The organism is Streptomyces sp. NPDC020731 (genome assembly GCF_044334705.1).
In the GTDB taxonomy this organism is placed as follows: Bacteria; Actinomycetota; Actinomycetes; order Streptomycetales; family Streptomycetaceae; genus Streptomyces.
On sequence record NZ_JBIRTN010000009.1, the window covers coordinates 35,686 to 54,459 of the forward strand.

The 18,774-nt window shown below is 69.9% G+C and carries 18 protein-coding genes and 1 pseudogene; 9 read left to right on the top strand and 10 right to left on the bottom strand.

Going from position 1 to position 18,774, the window contains the following annotated elements:
- Positions 1-334 precede the first annotated feature (334 nt).
- Positions 335-754, top strand: coding sequence for a spore-associated protein A (locus ACH4VX_RS15550; RefSeq protein WP_398367927.1), 420 nt, complete (start codon positions 335-337; stop codon positions 752-754).
- A 262-nt stretch (positions 755-1,016) separates the two neighbouring features.
- Here the strand turns inward: ACH4VX_RS15550 and ACH4VX_RS15555 are convergent, their stop codons facing one another.
- Positions 1,017-2,054, bottom strand: a complete 1,038-nt coding sequence (locus ACH4VX_RS15555; RefSeq protein WP_398367928.1) for a glycosyltransferase family 2 protein — start codon at positions 2,052-2,054, stop codon at positions 1,017-1,019.
- Between the two features lie 233 nt (positions 2,055-2,287).
- Between ACH4VX_RS15555 and ACH4VX_RS15560 the strand changes: the two genes are divergently transcribed.
- Positions 2,288-3,649, top strand: a complete 1,362-nt coding sequence (locus ACH4VX_RS15560; protein ID WP_398367929.1) for an LCP family protein — start codon at positions 2,288-2,290, stop codon at positions 3,647-3,649.
- Between the two features lie 18 nt (positions 3,650-3,667).
- On the opposite strand, the gene ACH4VX_RS15565 is transcribed toward ACH4VX_RS15560, so the two are convergent.
- Positions 3,668-4,225 carry an acyl-CoA thioesterase gene (locus tag ACH4VX_RS15565; protein WP_384720148.1) on the bottom strand — a complete coding sequence of 186 codons (558 nt, stop codon included), beginning with the start codon at positions 4,223-4,225 and terminating at the stop codon, positions 3,668-3,670.
- 119 nt (positions 4,226-4,344) lie between these two features.
- Here ACH4VX_RS15565 and ACH4VX_RS15570 point away from each other — a divergent pair, with 119 nt between their 5' ends.
- A complete protein-coding gene (locus tag ACH4VX_RS15570) occupies positions 4,345-5,619 on the top strand; it encodes an LCP family protein (protein WP_384720146.1) in 1,275 nt (424 codons plus the stop codon).
- A gap of 52 nt (positions 5,620-5,671) precedes the next feature.
- On the opposite strand, the gene ACH4VX_RS15575 is transcribed toward ACH4VX_RS15570, so the two are convergent.
- The gene (locus ACH4VX_RS15575) at positions 5,672-6,040 is read right to left on the bottom strand and encodes a four-helix bundle copper-binding protein (RefSeq protein ID WP_384720144.1); all 369 of its coding nucleotides are present in this window, start codon (positions 6,038-6,040) and stop codon (positions 5,672-5,674) included.
- A gap of 202 nt (positions 6,041-6,242) precedes the next feature.
- Here ACH4VX_RS15575 and ACH4VX_RS15580 point away from each other — a divergent pair, with 202 nt between their 5' ends.
- Positions 6,243-7,406: a phosphatidylserine/phosphatidylglycerophosphate/cardiolipin synthase family protein gene (locus ACH4VX_RS15580; protein ID WP_398367930.1), complete on the top strand. Its 1,164-nt coding sequence runs from the start codon at positions 6,243-6,245 to the stop codon at positions 7,404-7,406.
- A gap of 456 nt (positions 7,407-7,862) precedes the next feature.
- On the opposite strand, the pseudogene ACH4VX_RS15585 reads toward ACH4VX_RS15580, so the two are convergent.
- The 3 genes and pseudogenes from ACH4VX_RS15585 to ACH4VX_RS15595 form a co-directional block, all read right to left on the bottom strand.
- Positions 7,863-8,400 (bottom strand): annotated as a pseudogene (locus ACH4VX_RS15585) (transposase family protein); the annotation flags it as partial.
- 95 nt (positions 8,401-8,495) lie between these two features.
- Positions 8,496-9,299 (bottom strand): class I SAM-dependent methyltransferase, encoded by an 804-nt coding sequence (locus ACH4VX_RS15590; protein WP_398367931.1) that lies wholly within the window; start codon positions 9,297-9,299, stop codon positions 8,496-8,498.
- Positions 9,300-9,894: 595 nt separating this feature from the next.
- On the bottom strand, positions 9,895-10,446 hold the full coding sequence (locus ACH4VX_RS15595) for a hypothetical protein (RefSeq protein ID WP_398367932.1): 552 nt from the start codon (positions 10,444-10,446) through the stop codon (positions 9,895-9,897).
- A 136-nt stretch (positions 10,447-10,582) separates the two neighbouring features.
- Here ACH4VX_RS15595 and ACH4VX_RS15600 point away from each other — a divergent pair, with 136 nt between their 5' ends.
- Both ACH4VX_RS15600 and ACH4VX_RS15605 read left to right on the top strand, forming a co-directional pair.
- Positions 10,583-10,897 (top strand): hypothetical protein, encoded by a 315-nt coding sequence (locus tag ACH4VX_RS15600; RefSeq protein WP_398367933.1) that lies wholly within the window; start codon positions 10,583-10,585, stop codon positions 10,895-10,897.
- Positions 10,888-11,757, top strand: a complete 870-nt coding sequence (locus ACH4VX_RS15605) for a tyrosine-type recombinase/integrase (RefSeq protein ID WP_398367934.1) — start codon at positions 10,888-10,890, stop codon at positions 11,755-11,757. Before ACH4VX_RS15600 ends, ACH4VX_RS15605 begins: the two co-directional genes overlap by 10 nt.
- A 198-nt stretch (positions 11,758-11,955) precedes the next feature.
- Here the strand turns inward: ACH4VX_RS15605 and ACH4VX_RS15610 are convergent, their stop codons facing one another.
- Positions 11,956-13,113, bottom strand: coding sequence for an acyl-CoA dehydrogenase (locus ACH4VX_RS15610; protein ID WP_398367935.1), 1,158 nt, complete (start codon positions 13,111-13,113; stop codon positions 11,956-11,958).
- Between the two features lie 181 nt (positions 13,114-13,294).
- Between ACH4VX_RS15610 and ACH4VX_RS15615 the strand changes: the two genes are divergently transcribed.
- On the top strand, positions 13,295-14,638 hold the full coding sequence (locus ACH4VX_RS15615; protein WP_398367936.1) for a UDP-glucose dehydrogenase family protein: 1,344 nt from the start codon (positions 13,295-13,297) through the stop codon (positions 14,636-14,638).
- A gap of 236 nt (positions 14,639-14,874) precedes the next feature.
- On the opposite strand, the gene ACH4VX_RS15620 is transcribed toward ACH4VX_RS15615, so the two are convergent.
- Entirely contained in the window at positions 14,875-15,381 is a 507-nt protein-coding gene (locus ACH4VX_RS15620; RefSeq protein WP_398367937.1) for a CGNR zinc finger domain-containing protein, read from the bottom strand.
- 109 nt (positions 15,382-15,490) lie between these two features.
- Here ACH4VX_RS15620 and ACH4VX_RS15625 point away from each other — a divergent pair, with 109 nt between their 5' ends.
- Both ACH4VX_RS15625 and ACH4VX_RS15630 read left to right on the top strand, forming a co-directional pair.
- Positions 15,491-15,850, top strand: a complete 360-nt coding sequence (locus tag ACH4VX_RS15625; RefSeq protein ID WP_398367938.1) for a VOC family protein — start codon at positions 15,491-15,493, stop codon at positions 15,848-15,850.
- A 22-nt stretch (positions 15,851-15,872) separates the two neighbouring features.
- Positions 15,873-16,265: a VOC family protein gene (locus ACH4VX_RS15630; RefSeq protein WP_398367939.1), complete on the top strand. Its 393-nt coding sequence runs from the start codon at positions 15,873-15,875 to the stop codon at positions 16,263-16,265.
- 18 nt (positions 16,266-16,283) lie between these two features.
- On the opposite strand, the gene ACH4VX_RS15635 is transcribed toward ACH4VX_RS15630, so the two are convergent.
- Together ACH4VX_RS15635 and ACH4VX_RS15640 are read right to left on the bottom strand one after the other, a co-directional pair.
- Positions 16,284-17,411, bottom strand: a complete 1,128-nt coding sequence (locus ACH4VX_RS15635; protein ID WP_398367940.1) for a dipeptidase — start codon at positions 17,409-17,411, stop codon at positions 16,284-16,286.
- A gap of 169 nt (positions 17,412-17,580) precedes the next feature.
- Positions 17,581-18,759 (bottom strand): dipeptidase, encoded by a 1,179-nt coding sequence (locus tag ACH4VX_RS15640; protein WP_398367941.1) that lies wholly within the window; start codon positions 18,757-18,759, stop codon positions 17,581-17,583.
- Positions 18,760-18,774: the final 15 nt, after the last annotated feature.

The window sequence follows — 18,774 nt, forward strand, 5'->3', positions numbered from 1 at the left end:
GCACACCATGGCCTGCGGGAAGGAACGGCTCCGACTGTCAGGGTCCCGGACGGGCAGGCGGTTCCGCACCGGTGACGCACTTATCGGCCATCGCCCCTGCCTATCCGGCCATCTCCCCGTACGGGTATTCCCGGTTCGGCTCCGCCATACGATGATCTTGGACGGATCCGGACCCGGATCCTCCGGCAGGATTCCCGCAAGGACCCGTCAGTGATCGGACTCGCGCCGGTGCGGTCGCGGGGCCACGGCATCCCTGCCGGCCGTCCCGGGCGACAACCGGCTTTCCCTGGCCGTCGCCTTCACCATCACGACAAGCCCGACCTAGGAGAATGTCATGCGCATTCCGAGACGACTCATGTCCGCCGCGGCAGTCCTCGGCCTCGCTGTCACCGGAACGGCCCTCACGACCGGCACCGCCGAGGCGGCCTCGTACAACAGCGCCTGCGGTTCGGGTTACAAAGTGATCGACTCGATGGATGTGGGCGACGGCAACACGTTCCTGACCTACAACAGCTCCACCGGATACAACTGCGTCGTGACCGTGGGCGACGCCCCGGGAACGCCCCAGATCCTGGGAGCCAACCTGCGGCGCCACAACACCACCACCTCATGGCCGGCCGGCACGCAGGACGACGGGGTCTACAACTACTACGCGGGGCCCCTCTACCTCTACGCCCCGGGTGCCTGCATCGACTGGGGCGGCCGCGCGGAGTCCAACTACACGCGCATCAACTACGGCGTCCACTGCGGCTGACGGCATTCGCCCCACAGTTCAGGGAGCCTCGCCCGTCGCGATGCGTGGGCCGTCGCCTGATCGACGGCCCACGAAAAGGCTTCCGGGGACCCGCACCGCCCTGGTTCCGTCCCCTTCTGGCTGTGGGCGCACGCCCGGGACTCCGCCGGCACCCTGATCCGGCGGTGGCGGGCCCTGTGCGGTCGGCCCGACGAGCGCTGGCAGCGGGCCGACCGTACGCCTTCTCACGCCGCCCTCACCGGTCCCCCGGCATGCGATGACGTCAGGAGGCCGGCGCGTCCGCGCGGACCGCGGGGCGCCGGCTCGCGATCACCTTGCGCGCCAGGGCCTTCGGGCTGGTGAGGAAGCCCCAGCCCCACGACATGTGCATGGTGGCCAGCGCCACCGGGATCTGCAGCCGCGCCTTGAACGGCAGTCCCCTGCCGGCCGGTACGGACCCCAGCACGATCGCCGCGAGGTAACCGCCGGGCACCACGAAGCCCCACGGGGTCAGCGCGGCCCCCACCACGATCCCGGCCGCGATCGCGCACACCGCGGTCGGCGGGGCGAGGTAGCGCAGGTTGATGGAACCGGAGTGGTAACGGGCCACGACGTGCCGCCAACGGCCGTAGTCCTTGTACTGCTTGGCCAGCGCCCGCACGCTCGGCCGGGGCCGGTACGACACCTTCAGCTCCGGCGAGAACCAGATCAGCCCGCCGGCCTCACGGATGCGGAAGTTCAGCTCCCAGTCCTGAGCGCGGATGAACTCCACGTTGTAACCGCCCTGCCGCTCCAGCGCCTCGCGCCGGAACACCCCCAGGTACACCGTCTCGGCGGGAGCGGCCTCGCCGCCGGTGTGGAAGGCGGCGTTGCCCACACCTATCCTCGACGTCATCGCGGCCGCGACGGCGTGCTCCCAGTCGTTCTCCCCCTCGGCGTGCATGATGCCGCCGACGTTCTGCGCGCCGGTCTCCTCCAGGAGCCGTACGGCGGTCGCGATGTAGTTCGGGGAGAGCATCCCGTGCCCGTCGACGCGGACCACGACCGGATGGCGCGAGGCCTTGATCGCCGCGTTGAGGGCGGCCGGGGTGCGGCCGGTCGGATTGGGCACGGTGTGCACCCGCGGGTCCTCGGCCACGAGCTCGGCGGCGATCTCGTCCGTGCGGTCCGTGGACGGACCGAGGGCGATCACGACCTCCATCTCGCCGGCGTACTCCTGGGCGAGGATCGCGCGGACGGCGCCGCGCAGGTGCCGCTCCTCGTTGAGGACAGGCATGATCACGGAAACGGCGGGGAGCCGCACGTCGGGATTGGCGTTCATAGGGCCCTCACGTTACCGCGAACGGGGGACACCGCCGCGCGCGCCGGGGGCGATGTACCGGGCCACAGATCGTATCGGCCTACCGTGCTCACGATCCCACGCACGGCCGTCGTCCGGAGGTGTCCCCCTTGCCCACGCCGCCGCGGTCCCCCCGGCCCCGCCCCGCACCGCAGCGTCCCCCACGGCCACCCGCTCCGTCCCCCGCACCGCCACGCGGAAAGCCGCGCTGGGTCATGCGCACCGTCTCCATGCTGTCGGTCGTGGTGCTCGCCTCCGCCGGGATCGGACACACGGTGATGAGCGGCCTCGACGAGGACATCGCCCGGGTCGACCCCTTCCGCGACATGAAGAACCGGCCCGAGGCCGGTCACGGCATGAACATCCTGCTCGTCGGCACCGACGGCCGGGAAAGGATCGGCGCGAAGGAGCGGGCGAAGTACCGGCTCGGCGGGGAGCCCTGCCACTGCACCGACACGATCATGATCGTGCACATCTCGGCGGACCGCGACCGTGCCACCGTGGTCAGCCTGCCCCGCGACTCGTACGCCGTGACGCCCCCGCACACCGACCGCGTGAGCGGCGAGCGGCACGAGGGGCACCCGCTCAAGCTGAACACGGCGTACGCGGAGGGCGGGCCGCGGCTGACCGTGCGCACGGTCGAGAAGATGACCCGGGTGAAGATCGACCACTACCTGGAGGTCGACTTCACCAGCTTCATGAGGACCGTGGACGTGGTCGGCGGCGTCGAGATCTGCACCGGCGAACCGCTGAAGGACAGCCACACCGGCCTCGACCTGCCCGCCGGCCGGCACACCCTCGAAGGCGGCCAGGCCCTGCAGTACGTCCGCGCCCGGCACGTCGACGGCGCCTCCGACCTCAGCCGGATGAAACGCCAGCAGCACTTCATGGCGGCCCTGGTGGACCGGGTCACCTCCTCCGGCATCCTGCTGAACCCGATGAGGTTCCGGGACGTGACCCGGGCGGTGCTCGGCTCGGTCCGCGCCGACGAGGGCTTCGGCACCGGCGAACTCCTGGACCTCGGCCGGGCGATGCGGAACTTCTCGCCCTCCTCCTCCGAGTTCACCACCGTGCCGATCTCCGACATGAGACACGTCGTGAAGGGCGTCGGCTCGACCCTGAAGTGGGACGCCGGGAAGGCCGGGCGCATCTTCGACGCGCTGCGCCGGGACGAGCCGCTCTCCGCGCACCGCACCCCCGACGCGGCGCTCCGCGTCCCGGTGGACCCCCGGCAGGTCCGCGTCCAGGTCGAGAACGGCACCCGCACCGCGGGCCTCGGCCGACGGGTCGACGCCGCGCTGGCGGCGACCGGCTTCGCCACCACCCGTGCCCCGGTCAACGCGGCGGACCAGGACGTGCGGCGGACGGTCGTCGCCTACGACCCCCGCTGGGACCGCTCCGCGAAATCCCTCGCGGCGGCCCTTCCCGGCAGCGAGCTGCGCGCGGTGAAGGGCCAGGGCGCCACGCTGAAGGTGATCGCGGGCGCCGACTTCGAGAAGGTCCGCACGGTGCGGGCGCAGGACCCGGGGCAGGGCGAGTTCGGGGTGGTGCGGGGCGACGAGGCGGGCTGCTCCTGACCTCCCCGGACGGAACGGCTAGTCCTCGAACCCCTCGGCGGCCCGCTTCTCCCGCAGTTCCACGATCGCCCGGCGGCGGGCCAGGCGGTGGGCGCGGCGGATCTGGGCCTCCTGGTAGCGGCGCCTGTCCCGCTCGGTCTCCGGCGTCACCGGCGGCACCCGGCGCGGCTTGCCGTCGGCGTCGACGGCCGCGAAGACGAGGTACGCCGAGCCGACCTGGGTGGGCGGCGTGGACTCGTTCCAGCGCTCGGCCAGCACCCGCACCCCGACCTCCATCGAGGTCCGCCCGGTCCAGTTGACCTGGGCCTTCACATGGACCAGATCACCGACGCGGACCGGCTCCAGAAAGACCATCTCGTCCATGGAGGCGGTGACGGCAGGCCCTCCGGAATGCCGTCCGGCGACGGCGCCCGCGGCGTCGTCGACCAGCTTCATGATCACCCCACCGTGCACCGTGCCCAGGAGGTTGGTGTCGTTGTGGGTCATGATGTGGCTGAGGGTCGTACGGGACGCCGAGGTGGACTTGCCCGGGATCTCCGGAATCTCCGTGGCTGCGGCGGAGGCCTGATCTGTCATGGCCTCCACCTTATGCCGAGGTCACATCTGCGGAATTTGTGTCAGCTTCGCAACAGCGGTGACCTGATTTTCCGACGACCCTTGTATGGCGCACAGCCCGGACCTGCACACTGTCTTCCATGACTGATTGGCCCGAGGCACGGCCCGACGACCACCGCGGCGGACGCTATGGACGCGGCAGCGCGAGCGCGCAGCCCGAGAGCGCCCGCGTCATGCGGCAGGTCCGCCGCGGCCCGGCGGTCCCTCCCGGGCAGGGCGCGTACGGCGGCGTCCCGCAGCAGCCGTCGTACGTGGACGGCCACGGCGGCGGCGACGGCTACGACAGCGGTTACAACACCGGCCAGGTCTACGGCACGCCCGGGGGCGGCGGGCCCGCCGGGCCGGGCGGTGACGGCTACGGCCCGCAGCGCCCCGCGCCGGACTGGCGCCGCCGCGTCAAGTGGACGGCGATCACCGTGGTGACGGTGCTGGTCGTGACGACCGTCGGCACGTACTTCTGGGCCGACTCCAAGCTCAACCGCGACGTCGACCTGTCGAAGGTGATCGAGCGGCCCGAGAAGGGCGAGGGCACCAACTACCTCATCGTCGGCTCCGACAGCCGCGAGGGCATGACCGCCGAGGACAAGAAGAAGCTGCACACCGGGTCCGCCGACGGCAAGCGCACGGACTCGATGATGATCCTGCACACCGGTGACAACGGCCCCACCCTGATCTCGCTGCCCCGGGACTCCAACGTCGAGATCCCGTCCTTCGTGGGCTCCGATTCGGGCAAGACCTACCCCGCGACCGGCCGGCAGGTGAAGCTCAACGCCGCCTACGCCGAGGACGGGCCCGAACTGCTGGTCCGCACGGTCGAGTTCAACACCGGCCTGCACATCGACCACTACGTGGAGATCGGCTTCGGCGGCTTCGCGAGCATCGTGGACGCGGTCGGCGGCGTGGAGATGGACATCCCGCAGGACATCAAGGACACCAAGTCCGGCGCCGACCTCAAGAAGGGCAAGCAGACCCTGAACGGCGAGGAGGCCCTCGCCTTCGTCCGCACCCGCTACGCGCTGGCCGGCTCCGACCTGGACCGCACGAAGAACCAGCAGAAGTTCCTCTCCGCCCTCGCCAACCAGGTGGCCACGCCGGGCACGGTCCTCAACCCCTTCAAGCTCTACCCGACCATGGGCGCCGGCCTGGACTCCCTGATCGTCGACAAGGACATGGGCCTGCTCGACCTCGCCGACATGTTCTGGTCGATGAAGGGCGTCAGCGGCGGCGAGGGCACGTCCATGAACATGCCGATCGCGGGCTCCACCGGCGGCAACCTGCTCTGGGACAAGGCGAAGGTGAAGCAGCTGGTGAGCCAGCTGAACAACGACGAGAAGGTCACCGTCAAGGGCGACTGAACCGGCTGTGGGCACCCCGCGGGGGTGCCCACAGCCCCGTCCGGCGACGGCGTCACATCGTGGCGCCCGCCATCGCACGGCACATCTCGGAGCAGCGGCGACAGGACTCGGCGCAGCGCGCCATCCGGTCGTCGTCCGGCATGGACATGCACGCCTCGGCGCACATGTCGCAGGCCTGCGCGCACATCATGCACATCTCGTTCGCCAACGGTGAGCGGCGCATCATCATGTCCGCGCACATGCGGGTCATCTCCGAGCAGTCCATGAGCGTCCGCATGATCTGCATCCGGTCCTGGCCGCCCGTCTGCAGACAGGAGCTCATGGTCTCCTCGCACACACCGTGGCAGGCCATGCAGGCGGCGATGCAGTCCTGCGTCTCCTTGCTCATCGGTTCCGTGGTGGTCGGCTGCTGCTGGGTCATGGTTCCTCCCGGGGGGACGGAGAGGGCCGGGGCCCGGCCCCCGCCCCTCCGTCCTACGCCCCCTCCCCCATGACCGCCACAGGACGGCCCCGCCCGCCACCCCGCTCCGCATGTCTGCTTGAAAGCACCGCCGGCGGCAAAAAGAGGTGAGGCGGCCGGGGCACACCCCGGGGGCCGGACGGGCGGGCAGGAGAGAGCACACGTGACACCACAGGCGGAGCGACAGCGGCTGCGCAGACGGCTGGAGCGGCTCATCGGCATCGCCGCGACCGAGGGCAACGAACTCGTGCCGCTGCGCAACGGTGACCAGATCTTCCCCGCGATGCTGGAGGCCATCCGCGCCGCGGAACACACCGTCGACATGATGACGTTCGTGTACTGGCGCGGCGACATAGCGCGGGAGTTCGCCGACGCCCTGGCCGAGCGGGCGCGTTCGGGGGTCCGGGTGCGGCTGCTGCTGGACGGTTTCGGCGCCAAGGAGATCGAGCCGGAGCTGCTGGACGCCATGGACGACGCCGGTGTCCGGGTGGCCTGGTTCCGCAAGCCCACCCGGCTGTCGCCGATGCGGCAGAACCACCGCTGTCACCGCAAGGTCCTGGTGACCGACGAGCACACCGCCTTCACCGGGGGTGTCGGCATCGCAGAGGAGTGGTGCGGTGACGCCCGCACCCCGGGCGAGTGGCGCGACACCCACGTGAGGGTCAAGGGACCCGCCGTGGACGGTATAGCCGCGGCCTTCGCCCAGAACTGGGCCGAGTGCCACGACGACCTGTACGACGAGCACGACCGCTTCACCTCCCAGGAGCAGCCGGGGAACGCCACGGTGCAGGTGGTGCGGGGTTCGGCCAGTTTCGGCTGGCAGGACATGCAGACACTGCTGCGCGTGGTGATCACCTCGGCGCAGGAGCGTTTTCGGCTCTCCACCGCCTACTTCGCGCCCGATCCCTACTTCATCGGCCTGCTGGCCGACGCCGCCCGCCGGGGGGTGTGCGTCGAGATCCTGCTGCCCGGCCCGCACACCGACCAGCGGGCCTGCCTGCTGGCCGGACGGCAGCACTACCAGACCCTCGTCGACGCGGGCGTGGACGTGCGGGAGTACCAGCCGACCATGCTGCACACGAAGATCATCACGGTGGACGGCGTCTGTTCGCTGATCGGCTCCAGCAACTTCAACCGCCGCTCCATGGAGCACGACGAGGAAGTCATGCTGGCCGTCCTCGACGAGGACTTCACCGCCGAGCTGGACGCCGACTTCGACGCCGACCGCAAGCTGAGCGAGCCCGTCGACCCGGCCCGCTGGCGGCGCCGCCCCCTGACCGCACGCCTCGCCGAGGCCGCGGTCACGCCGATCCGCCACTTCCTGTGACGGCGCGCGGCGGCCGGGAAGGGTGAAGGGCGCCCGGCCCGCGGACGCCCTTCACCCGTCGGCCGGCCGTCACGGCAGGTTGCGGGCCATCACGATGCGCTGGACCTGGTTCGTGCCTTCATAAATCTGCGCGCTTTACGGGTCACACGGCGCTGACCTGCACGGACACCCCTCTCAATAGAAGCCTCCCCAGCATTTCCCCATGATCCTCGGGAGTCTGCCCAGGTCGGCACGGTGCTGGCGGCAGCCTCCCCGACCGGTCGGAGGAGCGGCAGGCTCCGGGGAGGTTACGCGGTTTCCCGTTCCGTCAACCGTGATCGCTTGACCCGCGCGCCCTGGCCTCGGGAGCATCAACCCAGATGCGGGGTACTGGCAGCACGGGAGAGGGAACCCAGACCATGAAGGTCACCAAGCTGGTCAGCACGTGCGACATCAAGGACTGAGCTGTTTCCAACCTCAGTTTGAGCAGGTCAGATGCAGGGTGAGGACGGCCTGAATCAGGCTGGTGATGCGAGTCGTGGAACATTGCAGCTTACGCAGGAGCCGCCAACTCTTGAGGGTGGCCATGGCCTGCTCGACGAGCGCACGGATCCTTGCATGCGAGCGGTTGACAGCCTGCTGACCTGCGGAAAGCGTCTCCCAGCGACCCTGATAGGGCAGCCGTACGGTGCCGCCGGCGCCCCGGTAACCCTTGTCGGCCCAGCACTCCACGCCGACTTCCTCCAGGGCGTCGATGATGCCGTGGGTTCGCGCGGCCTTGATGTCGTGGACCGCGCCGGGCAGTGCAGGCGATACTCACACCAGTGGCCCGGGCGGGATCGGTGATGATCTGCACGTTCATGCCGTGCTTCTCATGTTTCCCAGAGCAGAAGGGCCGGTCGGCCGCGATTCGGTCGATCGGCAGCAGCGTGCCGTCCAGGATCACGAAGGCCTTGGTGGAGGCGGTGCAGGCCGCGGTCCGCAGGTCGGAAGCCAGCCCGGCGAGGACCACACCCGCAGCAACCGCTTCAAGCGCTGAACACTTCGCGAAGAACCCGCTGCAGGCGGTCGCGCGCCGGCAGGTCGGCAACGACAACGACGAAAGGCGGATCAGCGCGCCGGCTCAGACGTGCCTCGCGCCTGGTCGCGGCTGGCGACCACCAGGTATCCATCGCTCTCGGGATCGAAGGTGGTGGACCGCACCGTGAGCCCAACGCTCCGCAACTGCGCCACGAGGTCCTCGTACCGGTAGGGCCAGATGGACAACCGCTCCGAGCAGGCTCGCACTGCCCCATCCGGCTCGATCTGGGCGACCACGATCTCGAGGAAGTGTTCCTGCTCCCAGCACTGCTCGATCTGCCAGTAGTAGCTGACGACCGCATCGCGGTCGTTGCGGCGGATGAGCCGATCACGGACGTCTACCCGTGAGCCGGCGGAGCGCACGAGCTCCCAGTTGCGTGAGTGGAGCACAAGACGTCCGCCCGGATTCAGCAGCCGCGACATCGCTTCCAGTGCGGTCAGGCGCCCGGCTGCGCCCTCGGCGTGCCCGAGCGAATTGCCGACGCAGAACACCAGATCGAACGCGGAGTCCTCCAGGTGGTCGGGCAGCTCGTCCCAGCTCGCGCGGAGAGCTCGAAGCGAGACACCCTGCTCGTCGGCGGCCTTCTCGGTCCGGCGAACCATCCCGCTGCTGGCGTCTGCGGCAACCACGTCAAGGCCAAGACTCGCGAGACCGACGGCGAGCTGGCCGGTTCCACACGCGCAGTCGAGGACGCGCGCGTTGGGCGGCAGAGAGCCCACTACATCGCTGTAGTAAACCGCGGCCGCCTTGGCGGGGGTCAACCTGTCGTCCCCGATCAGCCACTCGTATACGTCGGAGAGCGCCCCGTAACCACCCACTGCGATAACCTCCATCACTCGACGACACGCGGGCTGGACCGCGCCTGCGATTCGGACCTTGCGCCTCGCACTGTGCCGGGCCGTGTCAGCGAAGCATTGAGCAGGACCTAACCACTTCCGGCCGCTGAGACTCCACCGGATTTCGTGGGAAACCGCGACACGCCGCACCGACGCAGGTCCCCACTCCACCGGCGCCCCATCGGCCACGATGGGGACCGCGGCCGGCAAGCGCGCGTTCACTGCGGAGCGCTTTCACTGAGCGATGCTGTCGGGGATCTTGTTCCCTGCGTGCGACGACGGGGCGGGTACCACCCGGACCCCTGGCGTGACCAAGATCCTCGACAGCATCGTTCATTGGCCCTGGACCGGCGAGATCACAGGCGCCCCTGAACGACTCGCGCTCCTGCCAAACCCTGGCTGACCAGCAACGTCCACCGTCCCAACGACAACATCACCCGCCCCGCGCAGTGGAATCCGGCGCCCACCCGACGCGACAGCCGGACCGCCGGCCTGCCCACCGACAGCTCCGGAAAGCAAAAGGGCCCACCGACTCCGTCGGCGGGCCCTCATGAAAGATCGAGGTTAAGTACTGCTTCAGCAGTAGCGGACGTCAGTCCTGGTCGTCATCAGAATTAACGAAAGCCGCAAGGACCTCCGTGGCCTTCTCAGTAAGTTCACCGCCAGCCTTGCCCGCAACTGTGGTCAGGTAGCCCTCTCTTCGCGCGCGCTTGAGATGGTCTTTGACAGTCTCGGGACGGCGGCCGACAAGTCGGGCCAGCCACGGAACAGGAGCCGGAGCGCCTAGATCGGCCATGGTCTTGTAAGTCGAAGCCAGCATGGCCAAGTACGGCTCTGACACCCCTTCGTTGGTCAGCAACAGGCCCGCCGCCGAACCCGCTTCCTCCACCTTCGCCGTCACGTCCTCCCTGCCCTGCTGCAACTCAGGCGCCTTCTCTGCCAGTTTCATGGCCGCCGCAAGGTCGAGCCTCCGCAGAACAGTCGTGGAGATTCCACGCGCCACGTCACGCCCGGCGGAGCCTTCCGCCGCCTCGACAGTGATCCGCTGTGGCCCTCCGGTGATCGGTCCTGTCGGCCACCACATGCGGATCGCCCAAGCCCCTTGCTCCTGGGTGATCTCGAACCCGCTCTCATTCGCTTCCACACTTCCGAACGTACCACACAGGGTGACCCACCCTGTGTGGACAAATCAGGGTGAGTCATGCGCAGACTGGGGCAGGCCGGGCAACCGGCACGACGCCGGGCCGTCCGTGCGTCATCGACAGAGGGGGGCCGCCTCAGTGGCAAGGGCATGGGTCGCGCGATCCGAGGACGACCCGAAGAAATGGACGACGTTCTGGTACGACACGAACGGCAAGCAGCAGCAGAAGACCTTCGGCACCAAGACGCGAGCCGACGACCACCGCAAGCGCAAGGAACAGGAACTCGACGCCGGAACCCACCTGGACGACCGATTGGGCAAGCAGCCCGTGACGGCTGTCTGGGAGCAGTGGACGAATCAAAGGAAGCTGGAGAACAGCACCAAAAACAGTACCGGTCCATCCAGAGGACGACCCTTGAGCCGTTCTTCAAGGCCCGTTCCATCGTGTCCCTGAAGGTCGCTGATGTTGAGCAGTGGCTCTTGTGGATGGAGCAGGACCGGAAGCTGTCCGCCCGCACACGGCGTCAGCGGTTCTCGTTCTTCTCCGGGATGATGGACTGGGCTGTCGTCAACGAGATCATCGGCCGGAACCCGTGCAAGACGGTCAAGGGCGCGGGCAGCCGCGCCAAGGAGATCCGGGAGCACAAGAGCACCGCGCGGCGACTCACGACGCGGGAAGTTCTGGCGATGCTGGATGCCGCTCCTCCGCGATACCGCGCGATGCTGTGGCTCATGGCCGGGTGCGGCCTGCGGCTGGGTGAGGCCATGGCGGTGTCCCGCGAGCAGATCGACTTCAAGGCCGAGACGCTTCGCGTCGACTTCCAGATTGCGGAGGACGGCGACACGGAGTCGGGCAAGAACAGTGCGATCCAGCGGCGGCACATCAAGGCTCGGGACGAAGGCGAGCCAGGGCGTACCGTCCCCCTCCCGCCGAACGTCGCCTTCGAGCTACGGCGGCACATCAAGAACCACGGCGCATGGGGGCCGGAGCGGCTTCTCTTCCCCAACGTGACGCGGACCGGCTACCTCTACGCGTCGTACTTCTACCCGAAGATCTGGATGGAGGCTCTGGGCAAGGGACAGGTGAAGTACGGCAAGGCTCACTCACTCCGGCACTACTACGGGTCGCGGCTGCTGTACGCCGGAGTTCCCGAGAACGACGTGGCCGACTGGATGGGCCACAGCAGTACGGACGTGCTGAGGGAGCACTACCACTACATCTTCGAAGGAGCCGAGCAGCGCGGCCGGGCCGCCATCGCAACGATGTTGACGCCTGGCGCCGATGACCCCACGGAGGCATCAGAAGTCGTCTGATCCGCGTACAACGACAGCCCCCGGCGTCATGCCCGGGGCTGTGTTGTTTGTACAGGTCAGTGGCCGTTCTCAGCCCGGCATTTGCCCAGGATCCCCCCAGCATCACGCCCAGGAACGGCCCTGACCGGGCCGCCACGGGCACAAGCCGAGGGTCTCCCTCCGGACCTTCGAAATAGCTTCTGACCTGCGAAAACCCTGCTAGAGAAGGTTCCTTGCCATCACAATCCGCTGGACTTGGTTCGTGCCTTCATAAATCTGCGTGATCTTCGCGTCGCGCATCATGCGCTCCACCGGGTAGTCGCGGGTGTAGCCGTAGCCGCCCAGGAGCTGGACGGCGTCGGTGGTGACCTCCATGGCGACGTCGGAGGCGAAGCACTTCGCCGCGGCGCCCTGGAAGGTGAGGTCGGCGTCGCCGCGCTCGGACTTCGCCGCGGCGGCGTAGGTGAGCTGGCGGGCGGCCTCGATCTTCATGGCCATGTCGGCGAGCATGAACTGGATGCCCTGGAAGTCGGCGATCGGCTTGCCGAACTGCTTGCGCTCCTTCACGTAGCCCTTGGCGTAGTCGAGGGCGCCCTGGGCGATGCCGAGGGCCTGGGCGGCGATGGTGATGCGGGTGTGGTCCAGGGTCTTCATCGCCGTGGCGAAGCCGGTGCCCTCCTCGCCGATCATGCGGTCGGCGGGGATGCGGACGTTGTCCAGGTAGACCTCGCGGGTCGGGGAGCCCTTGATGCCGAGCTTCTTCTCCGGGGCGCCGAAGGAGACGCCCTCGTCGGACTTCTCCACGACGAAGGCGGAGATGCCCCTGGAGCGCTTGGTGGGGTCGGTGACGGCCATCACCGTGTAGTACTCGGACTCGCCGGCGTTGGTGATCCAGCGCTTCACGCCGTTGAGGACCCAGGAGTCGCCGTCGCGGACCGCCCTGGTCTTCATGCCGGCCGCGTCCGAGCCCGCGTCGGGCTCGGAGAGGCAGTACGAGAACATGCCGTCGCCCTTGGCGAGCGGGGTCATGTACTTCTTCTTCAGCGCCTCGGAGCCGGAGAGGATCACCGGCAGCGAGCCCAGCTTGTTCACGGCCGGGATGAGGGAGGAGGACGCGCAGACGCGGGCCACCTCCTCGATCACGATCACCGTGGCGAGCGCGTCGGCGCCCGCGCCGCCGTACTCCTCGGGCACGTGCACGGCGTGCAGGTCGTTCGCGGTCAGCGCGTCCAGGGCCTCCCGGGGGAAGCGGGCCTCCTCGTCGACCGCGGCGGCGTACGGCGCGATCTTCGCCTCGGCCAGCGAGCGGACGGCGTCACGGAGCATGTCGTGCTCCTCCAACGGACGGTACAGGTCGAAGTCAGCCGATCCGGCCAAGGTCTCTCACGCTCCAAAACGCTGCGATGCTGATCACGCTAACTACCGTTAAGTAACTCAAATTTTAGAGCGTCATCCACGGTCGTGGATAGGTGAGCTGGGCGACAGCCCGCCGGTGGTGGTCCCGTGCCCCCGGTTATGCTCGGGCCCGCACTGCATGCCGTATACCCCTGGAGCACTCATGGCCCTCAAGATCACCGTGATCGGCACCGGTTATCTCGGTGCGACCCACGCGGCGGCCATGGCGGAGCTGGGGTTCGAGGTGCTGGGCCTCGATGTCGTACCGGAGAAGATCGACAAGCTCCGGCGCGGTGAGGTCCCGATGTACGAGCCGGGGCTCGAGGAGCTGCTGCGCAAGCACGTGGCCGGGATCGAGGGGTCCAGCGGGCGGCTGCGGTTCACGACGGACTGGGCCGAGGTCGGCGAGTTCGGCGACGTCCACTTCGTGTGTGTGAACACCCCGCAGCGGCACGGCGAGTACGCCTGCGACATGTCGTACGTCGACTCCGCGATCGCCTCGCTCGCGCCGCATCTGAAGGGTCCGGCGCTGGTCGTGGGCAAGTCGACGGTGCCCGTCGGCTCGGCCGACCGGCTGGCCGCCTATCTGGCCGAGCACGCTCCGGCCGGTCAGGACGCGGAGCTGGCGTGGAACCCGGAGTTCCTGCGTGAGGGCTTCGCCGTGCGCGACACGCTGCACCCGGACCGGCTGGTGGTGGGTGTGCGCAGTGAGCGGGCGGAGAAGCTGCTGCGGGAGGTGTACACCACGCCGGTCGAGGAGGGCTCGCCGTTCGTGGTGACCGACTTCGCGACCGCGGAGCTGGTGAAGACCTCGGCGAACTCCTTCCTGGCCACCAAGATCTCGTTCATCAACGCGATGGCCGAGGTGTGCGAGGCCGCGGACGGTGACGTCGCCAAGCTGGCGGAGGCCATCGGCTACGACGACCGGATCGGCGCGAAGTTCCTGCGGGCCGGGATCGGTTTCGGCGGCGGCTGTCTGCCGAAGGACATCCGGGCGTTCATGGCGCGCGCCGGTGAGCTGGGCGCGGACCAGGCGCTGACGTTCCTGCGGGAGATCGACTCGATCAACATGCGCCAGCGCGGCCGGATGGTGGAGCTGACAAGGCAGGCTCTGGGCGGCGGGGCGTTCCTGGGCAAGCGGGTGGCGGTGCTGGGCGCGACCTTCAAGCCGGACTCGGACGACGTCCGGGACTCGCCGGCGCTGAACGTGGCCGGGCAGATCCATCTGCAGGGCGGCCAGGTCACGGTGTACGACCCGAAGGGCATGGACAACGCCCGCAGCCTCTTCCCGACCCTGGCGTACGCCGGCTCGGCGCTGGAGGCGGTGCGCGGCGCGGACGTCGTGCTGCACCTGACGGAGTGGCGGGAGTTCCGGGAGCTGGACCCGGCGGTGCTGGGCGAGGTGACGGCGGAGCGGCTGATCCTCGACGGGCGCAACGCGCTCGACCCGGAGGTGTGGCGCCGGGCCGGCTGGCGCTACCGCGCGATGGGGCGCCCCACCGCGTAGACGGAAAGCGGATGACGCCGGTTCGGCCGAGGCTCAGTCGGCCGAACCGGCGTCCTGCTGCATTCTGCCCCACGAGGCTCGGGCGCGGTGCGGCCACGCGCCCTTCCGGGCAGGTCCGGCAGCGCTCTGAAGGGCGCGGGACCGTACCGACGTGCGGCTGCCGCCGCCGTAGGCGCGACCGGCCACGACGGCGCCGCAGACGGTCGACGGCACGTCGCTGACTTCCGGCGGAGCGCTCAGGCGCCCTTCGCCCGGTACCGGCGCATCTTCGCGCGGGCCCCGCACACCTGCATGGAACACCAGCGGCCGCGTCCGGCGGGGCTGCGGTCGTAGTACGCCCAGAGGCAGTCGGCGGCCTCGCACGCCTTCAGCCGGTCCCAGGTGCCCGCCGTGACCGCTTCGGCGACGGCGTCGGCTATGCGGGAGAGCAGGGGCCCGTCGTCGACGGGGGCGAGGGCGGCGGAGCCGTCCGCGGTGTCGACGGTGACCACCAGGGGTGCCCGCGCGAGCAGCTCGCCGAGCGGGGTGACCGCGCGGTGGGGCGGGTGTCCGGCGTGGGCGAGCAGGGCGGCGCGCAGGGACTCGCGCAGTTCACGGGCGGAGGCGGCGGTGTCCTCGGTGAGCCCGAAGGGCGCGCGCCCGTCCGCCGTGTCCAGCGCGTCGGCGCCCGACTCGACGTCCAGCGTGTTGACCAGGGCCTGGACCAGGGCCAGCTTCCCGGGCGGGGCCGCTCTCTCACTCATGTCTGGACCGTACCTCCCGTTATCCCCTTGCGACGTTACCCCCAATGGGGCAGCATGCAGTAACGGCTACCGGTTAACCGGATCTGCCGGTAACAACGAGGAGGAAGTCATGTCCGTTGCCAAGGTGGGATCCGTCGTCCTGGACTGTCCGGATCCGCGCGCGCTGGCCGATTTCTACGCCGGGGTGGTGGGCGGCACGGTGGTGGACGAGGGCGAGTGGGTGGACCTGAAGGTGCCCGGCGGCCCGGGCCTCGCCTTCCAGGCGTCCGCGGAGTACGTACCACCGCGGTGGCCGTCGGCCGACGGCTCCCAGCAGTTCCACCTGGACCTGACGGTCGAGGACCTGGACGCGGCCGAGAAGGAGGTGCTGGCGCTGGGCGCGAGGCCGCTGGACGCCGACGACCGCTCGCGGACCTTCCGGGTTTACGCGGACCCGGCCGGGCACCCGTTCTGCCTGTGTGCCGGCTGACCCGCTGACTCCTGGAGGATCCATGGCCCCCGTGGCCCGTCTCCGTTCCGTCGTCCTCGACTGTCCCGACCCGCGTGAACTGGCCGTCTTCTACGCGGCCGTCGGCGGTGGCACGCCCGTGGAGGAGGACCCGGACTGGGTGGTGCTGCAGCTTCCCGCGGGGCCCCGGCTCGCCTTCCAGCGGGCGCCGGGGCACGCCCCGCCGAAGTGGCCGGGCGCCGACCACGACTCCCAGCAGTTCCACCTCGACTTCGACGCCGGCGGGACCTGGGAGGAGATCGACGCGGCCGAGGAGAAGGTGCTGGCACTGGGGGCGCGGGTGCTGGACCGGGAGGACTACGAGAGCAAGGACTTCCGGGTGTACGCCGATCCGGCGGGGCATCCGTTCTGCCTCTGCCGGATCGAACAGCCCTGATCGAACAGCCCTGACCGCTCAGCCGTCCAAATCGGCGACGGTCGCCGTCGACGGGGGGCGGCGCTGCTGGGCCACATGGGCGGTGAAGTGCGCTTCGCGCAGCACCCGCTGGACGTTGCCCCAGGTCAGCAGGGCCACCTCGGACTCGTCCCAGCCGCGCCGCAGCAGCTCGGCGATCAGCCTCGGGTAGCAGGAGGTGTCGGCGAGTTCCTGCGGATGGGCTCCGCCGGTGTCATAGGTGCCGGACAGGCCGACGCACTCCGGTCCGGCGACCGTGCGGACGTGGTCGAGGTGGTCGGCGACGTCACGGACGGTCGGGCCGGACTGCTCGGCGGTCAGCGGCACCATGCACAGGCCCTTGGCCCTCCCCACGTCGGCGAGCAGCTCGTCGGGGAGGTTGGCCGGGTGGGGGCGCAGGGCGCGGGCGGCGGAGCGGCTGAACAGCACGGGCGCCTTGGAGACGGTGAGGACGCGGCGGATCGTCGGGGTCGAGGCGTACGAGAGGTCGGCGATCATGCCGACCCGGTTCATCTCGCGGACGACCTCCTCGCCGAACCGGGTCAGTCCCGCGGCACCCGCCCAGGAGGCGCCGGTCAGGGTGAGCACGCGCAGACCGAGGGTGTGCAGCGAGCGCAGGACGCCGAGGGAGTCACCGAGGGCGGCGGCACCGGCGGGGCCGAACAGGACGGCGACCCGGCCGCAGTTGCGGGCGTCGGCGACCTCTCCCGCGCCGCGCGCCGGGCGCAGGCCCTCGTCGTGGGCGGCGACCACCGCCTTCGCCAGGTCCAGCTGCTCCAGGGTGGTGCCGACGGCCCGGTCGCCGTCGTCGGCCTCGGGCAGGTGCAGCGACCAGAACACCGCGCCGACCTGCCCCTTGCGCAGCCGGGGCACATCCGCGTCGACGGCGCTCTCCCCCAGGTCGAGGTCGTACCAGGGCAGTCGGCGCAGCGCCCACGGCAGTCCGCTGTAACCGTCGGCGACGGGGTGGGCGGCGAGGACGGCGTGGGCGCGGGTCAGGGGTTCGGCGTCCGGATCGGAGACGGGCTCGTACGTCTCCGGCACGACGACGACCGCCTCCTGGGGGTACGGCTCGTCGATACGGCCGACCTCGGCGGCGGGGTGCAGATCGTCCTGGAGATCGGCCATCACGGGCTCCGTACGTCGTGACCTCGGCGGTACGGTCACCGTCGCACGGAGCACCCACCGGCTTCCTGGTGAACGCGGCGTTCGGGGGTACGGCACACCCCTCGGCACGTCGGGACGACCGCACCGCACGAGCCGGGCGGAAGGCATCCGCGCGGCGGGTGCGGAGCCCTCAGCCGTCGAGCGACTCGAGCGTGGCGTTGGACGGCGCCCGGGTCTCCTGGAGGGCTCGGGCCACGTCCTCCGCGGCGCCCAGTACCCGTACCGCGTTCTTCCACGTGAGCTTGGCCAGGTCGGCCTTCGACCAGCCGCGCCCCAGCAGCTCGGCGATCAGGTGGGGGTAACCGGAGACGTCGTCCAGGCCGTCGGGGGTGAAGGCCGTGCCGTCGTAGTCGCCGCCGATGCCGAGGTGGTCGACGCCGGCGACCTCGCGCATGTGGTCCAGGTGGTCCGCCACCGTGGACACCGTCGCGACCGGGCGCGGGCGGGTCTCCTCGAAGGCGCGGTGGACCTTCATCCCCTCGGCGGTGGTGTCGAGGTGGTGGTAGCCGTGGGCGCGCATGTTCTCGTCGGCCGCGGCCGTCCAGTCGACGGCCGCCTGGAGCACGAACTTCGGCACGAACGTCACCATCGCGACGCCGCCGTTGGCGGGCAGCCGCTCCAGCACGTCGTCGGGGATGTTCCGCGGGTGGTCGCAGACCGCGCGGGCGGAGGAGTGGGAGAAGATCACCGGCGCGGAGGTGGCGTCCAGCGCGTCCCGCATGGTCGTGGCGGCGACGTGGGAGAGGTCGACCAGCATGCCGAGCCGGTTCATCTCCCGCACCACCTCACGGCCGAAGGCCGACAGGCCGCCCACGCCGGGCTCGTCGGTCGCCGAGTCCGCCCACGCGACGTTGAAGTTGTGGGTGAGGGTCAGGTAACGGACGCCGAGGTCGTACAACCCCCGGAGCGTGACGAGGGAGTTGGCGATGGAGTGGCCGCCCTCCGCCCCCATGAGGGAGGCGATACGGCCCTGACCGCGCGCGGCCTCCATGTCGGCGGCGGTCAGCGCGGGCGCCAGCTCCCGCGGGTGACGGGCCAGCAACTGCCGTACGCAGTCGATCTGTTCCAGCGTGGCCGGTACCGCGTCGGGCAGGTCCGCACGGACGTACACCGACCAGAACTGCGCGCCGACCCCGCCCGCGCGCAGCCGGGGGATGTCGGTGTGCAGATGGGCGGACTGGTCGCCGGCGATGTCGCGGGCGCCGAGGTCGTAGCGGACCTGTTCGCGCAGCGCCCACGGCAGGTCGTTGTGCCCGTCGACGACGGGGAACTCGGCCAGCAGCGCGCGGGCTTCGTCGAGGTACTTCACGGCAGGACCCACCCC

Bases quoted from the DNA above. Each gene is read 5' to 3' on its own strand.
- ACH4VX_RS15635 (WP_398367940.1), bottom strand. From the start codon at position 17,411: ATGGCCGATCTCCAGGACGATCTGCACCCCGCCGCCGAGGTCGGCCGT.
- ACH4VX_RS15555 (WP_398367928.1), bottom strand. From the start codon at position 2,054: ATGAACGCCAATCCCGACGTGCGGCTCCCCGCCGTTTCCGTGATCATG.
- ACH4VX_RS15570 (WP_384720146.1), top strand. From the start codon at position 4,345: ATGACTGATTGGCCCGAGGCACGGCCCGACGACCACCGCGGCGGACGC.
- ACH4VX_RS15620 (WP_398367937.1), bottom strand. From the start codon at position 15,381: ATGAGTGAGAGAGCGGCCCCGCCCGGGAAGCTGGCCCTGGTCCAGGCC.
- ACH4VX_RS15630 (WP_398367939.1), top strand. From the start codon at position 15,873: ATGGCCCCCGTGGCCCGTCTCCGTTCCGTCGTCCTCGACTGTCCCGAC.
- ACH4VX_RS15615 (WP_398367936.1), top strand. From the start codon at position 13,295: ATGGCCCTCAAGATCACCGTGATCGGCACCGGTTATCTCGGTGCGACC.
- ACH4VX_RS15560 (WP_398367929.1), top strand. From the start codon at position 2,288: ATGCGCACCGTCTCCATGCTGTCGGTCGTGGTGCTCGCCTCCGCCGGG.
- ACH4VX_RS15550 (WP_398367927.1), top strand. From the start codon at position 335: ATGCGCATTCCGAGACGACTCATGTCCGCCGCGGCAGTCCTCGGCCTC.
- ACH4VX_RS15575 (WP_384720144.1), bottom strand. From the start codon at position 6,040: ATGACCCAGCAGCAGCCGACCACCACGGAACCGATGAGCAAGGAGACG.
- ACH4VX_RS15625 (WP_398367938.1), top strand. From the start codon at position 15,491: ATGTCCGTTGCCAAGGTGGGATCCGTCGTCCTGGACTGTCCGGATCCG.
- ACH4VX_RS15565 (WP_384720148.1), bottom strand. From the start codon at position 4,225: ATGACAGATCAGGCCTCCGCCGCAGCCACGGAGATTCCGGAGATCCCG.
- ACH4VX_RS15590 (WP_398367931.1), bottom strand. From the start codon at position 9,299: ATGGAGGTTATCGCAGTGGGTGGTTACGGGGCGCTCTCCGACGTATAC.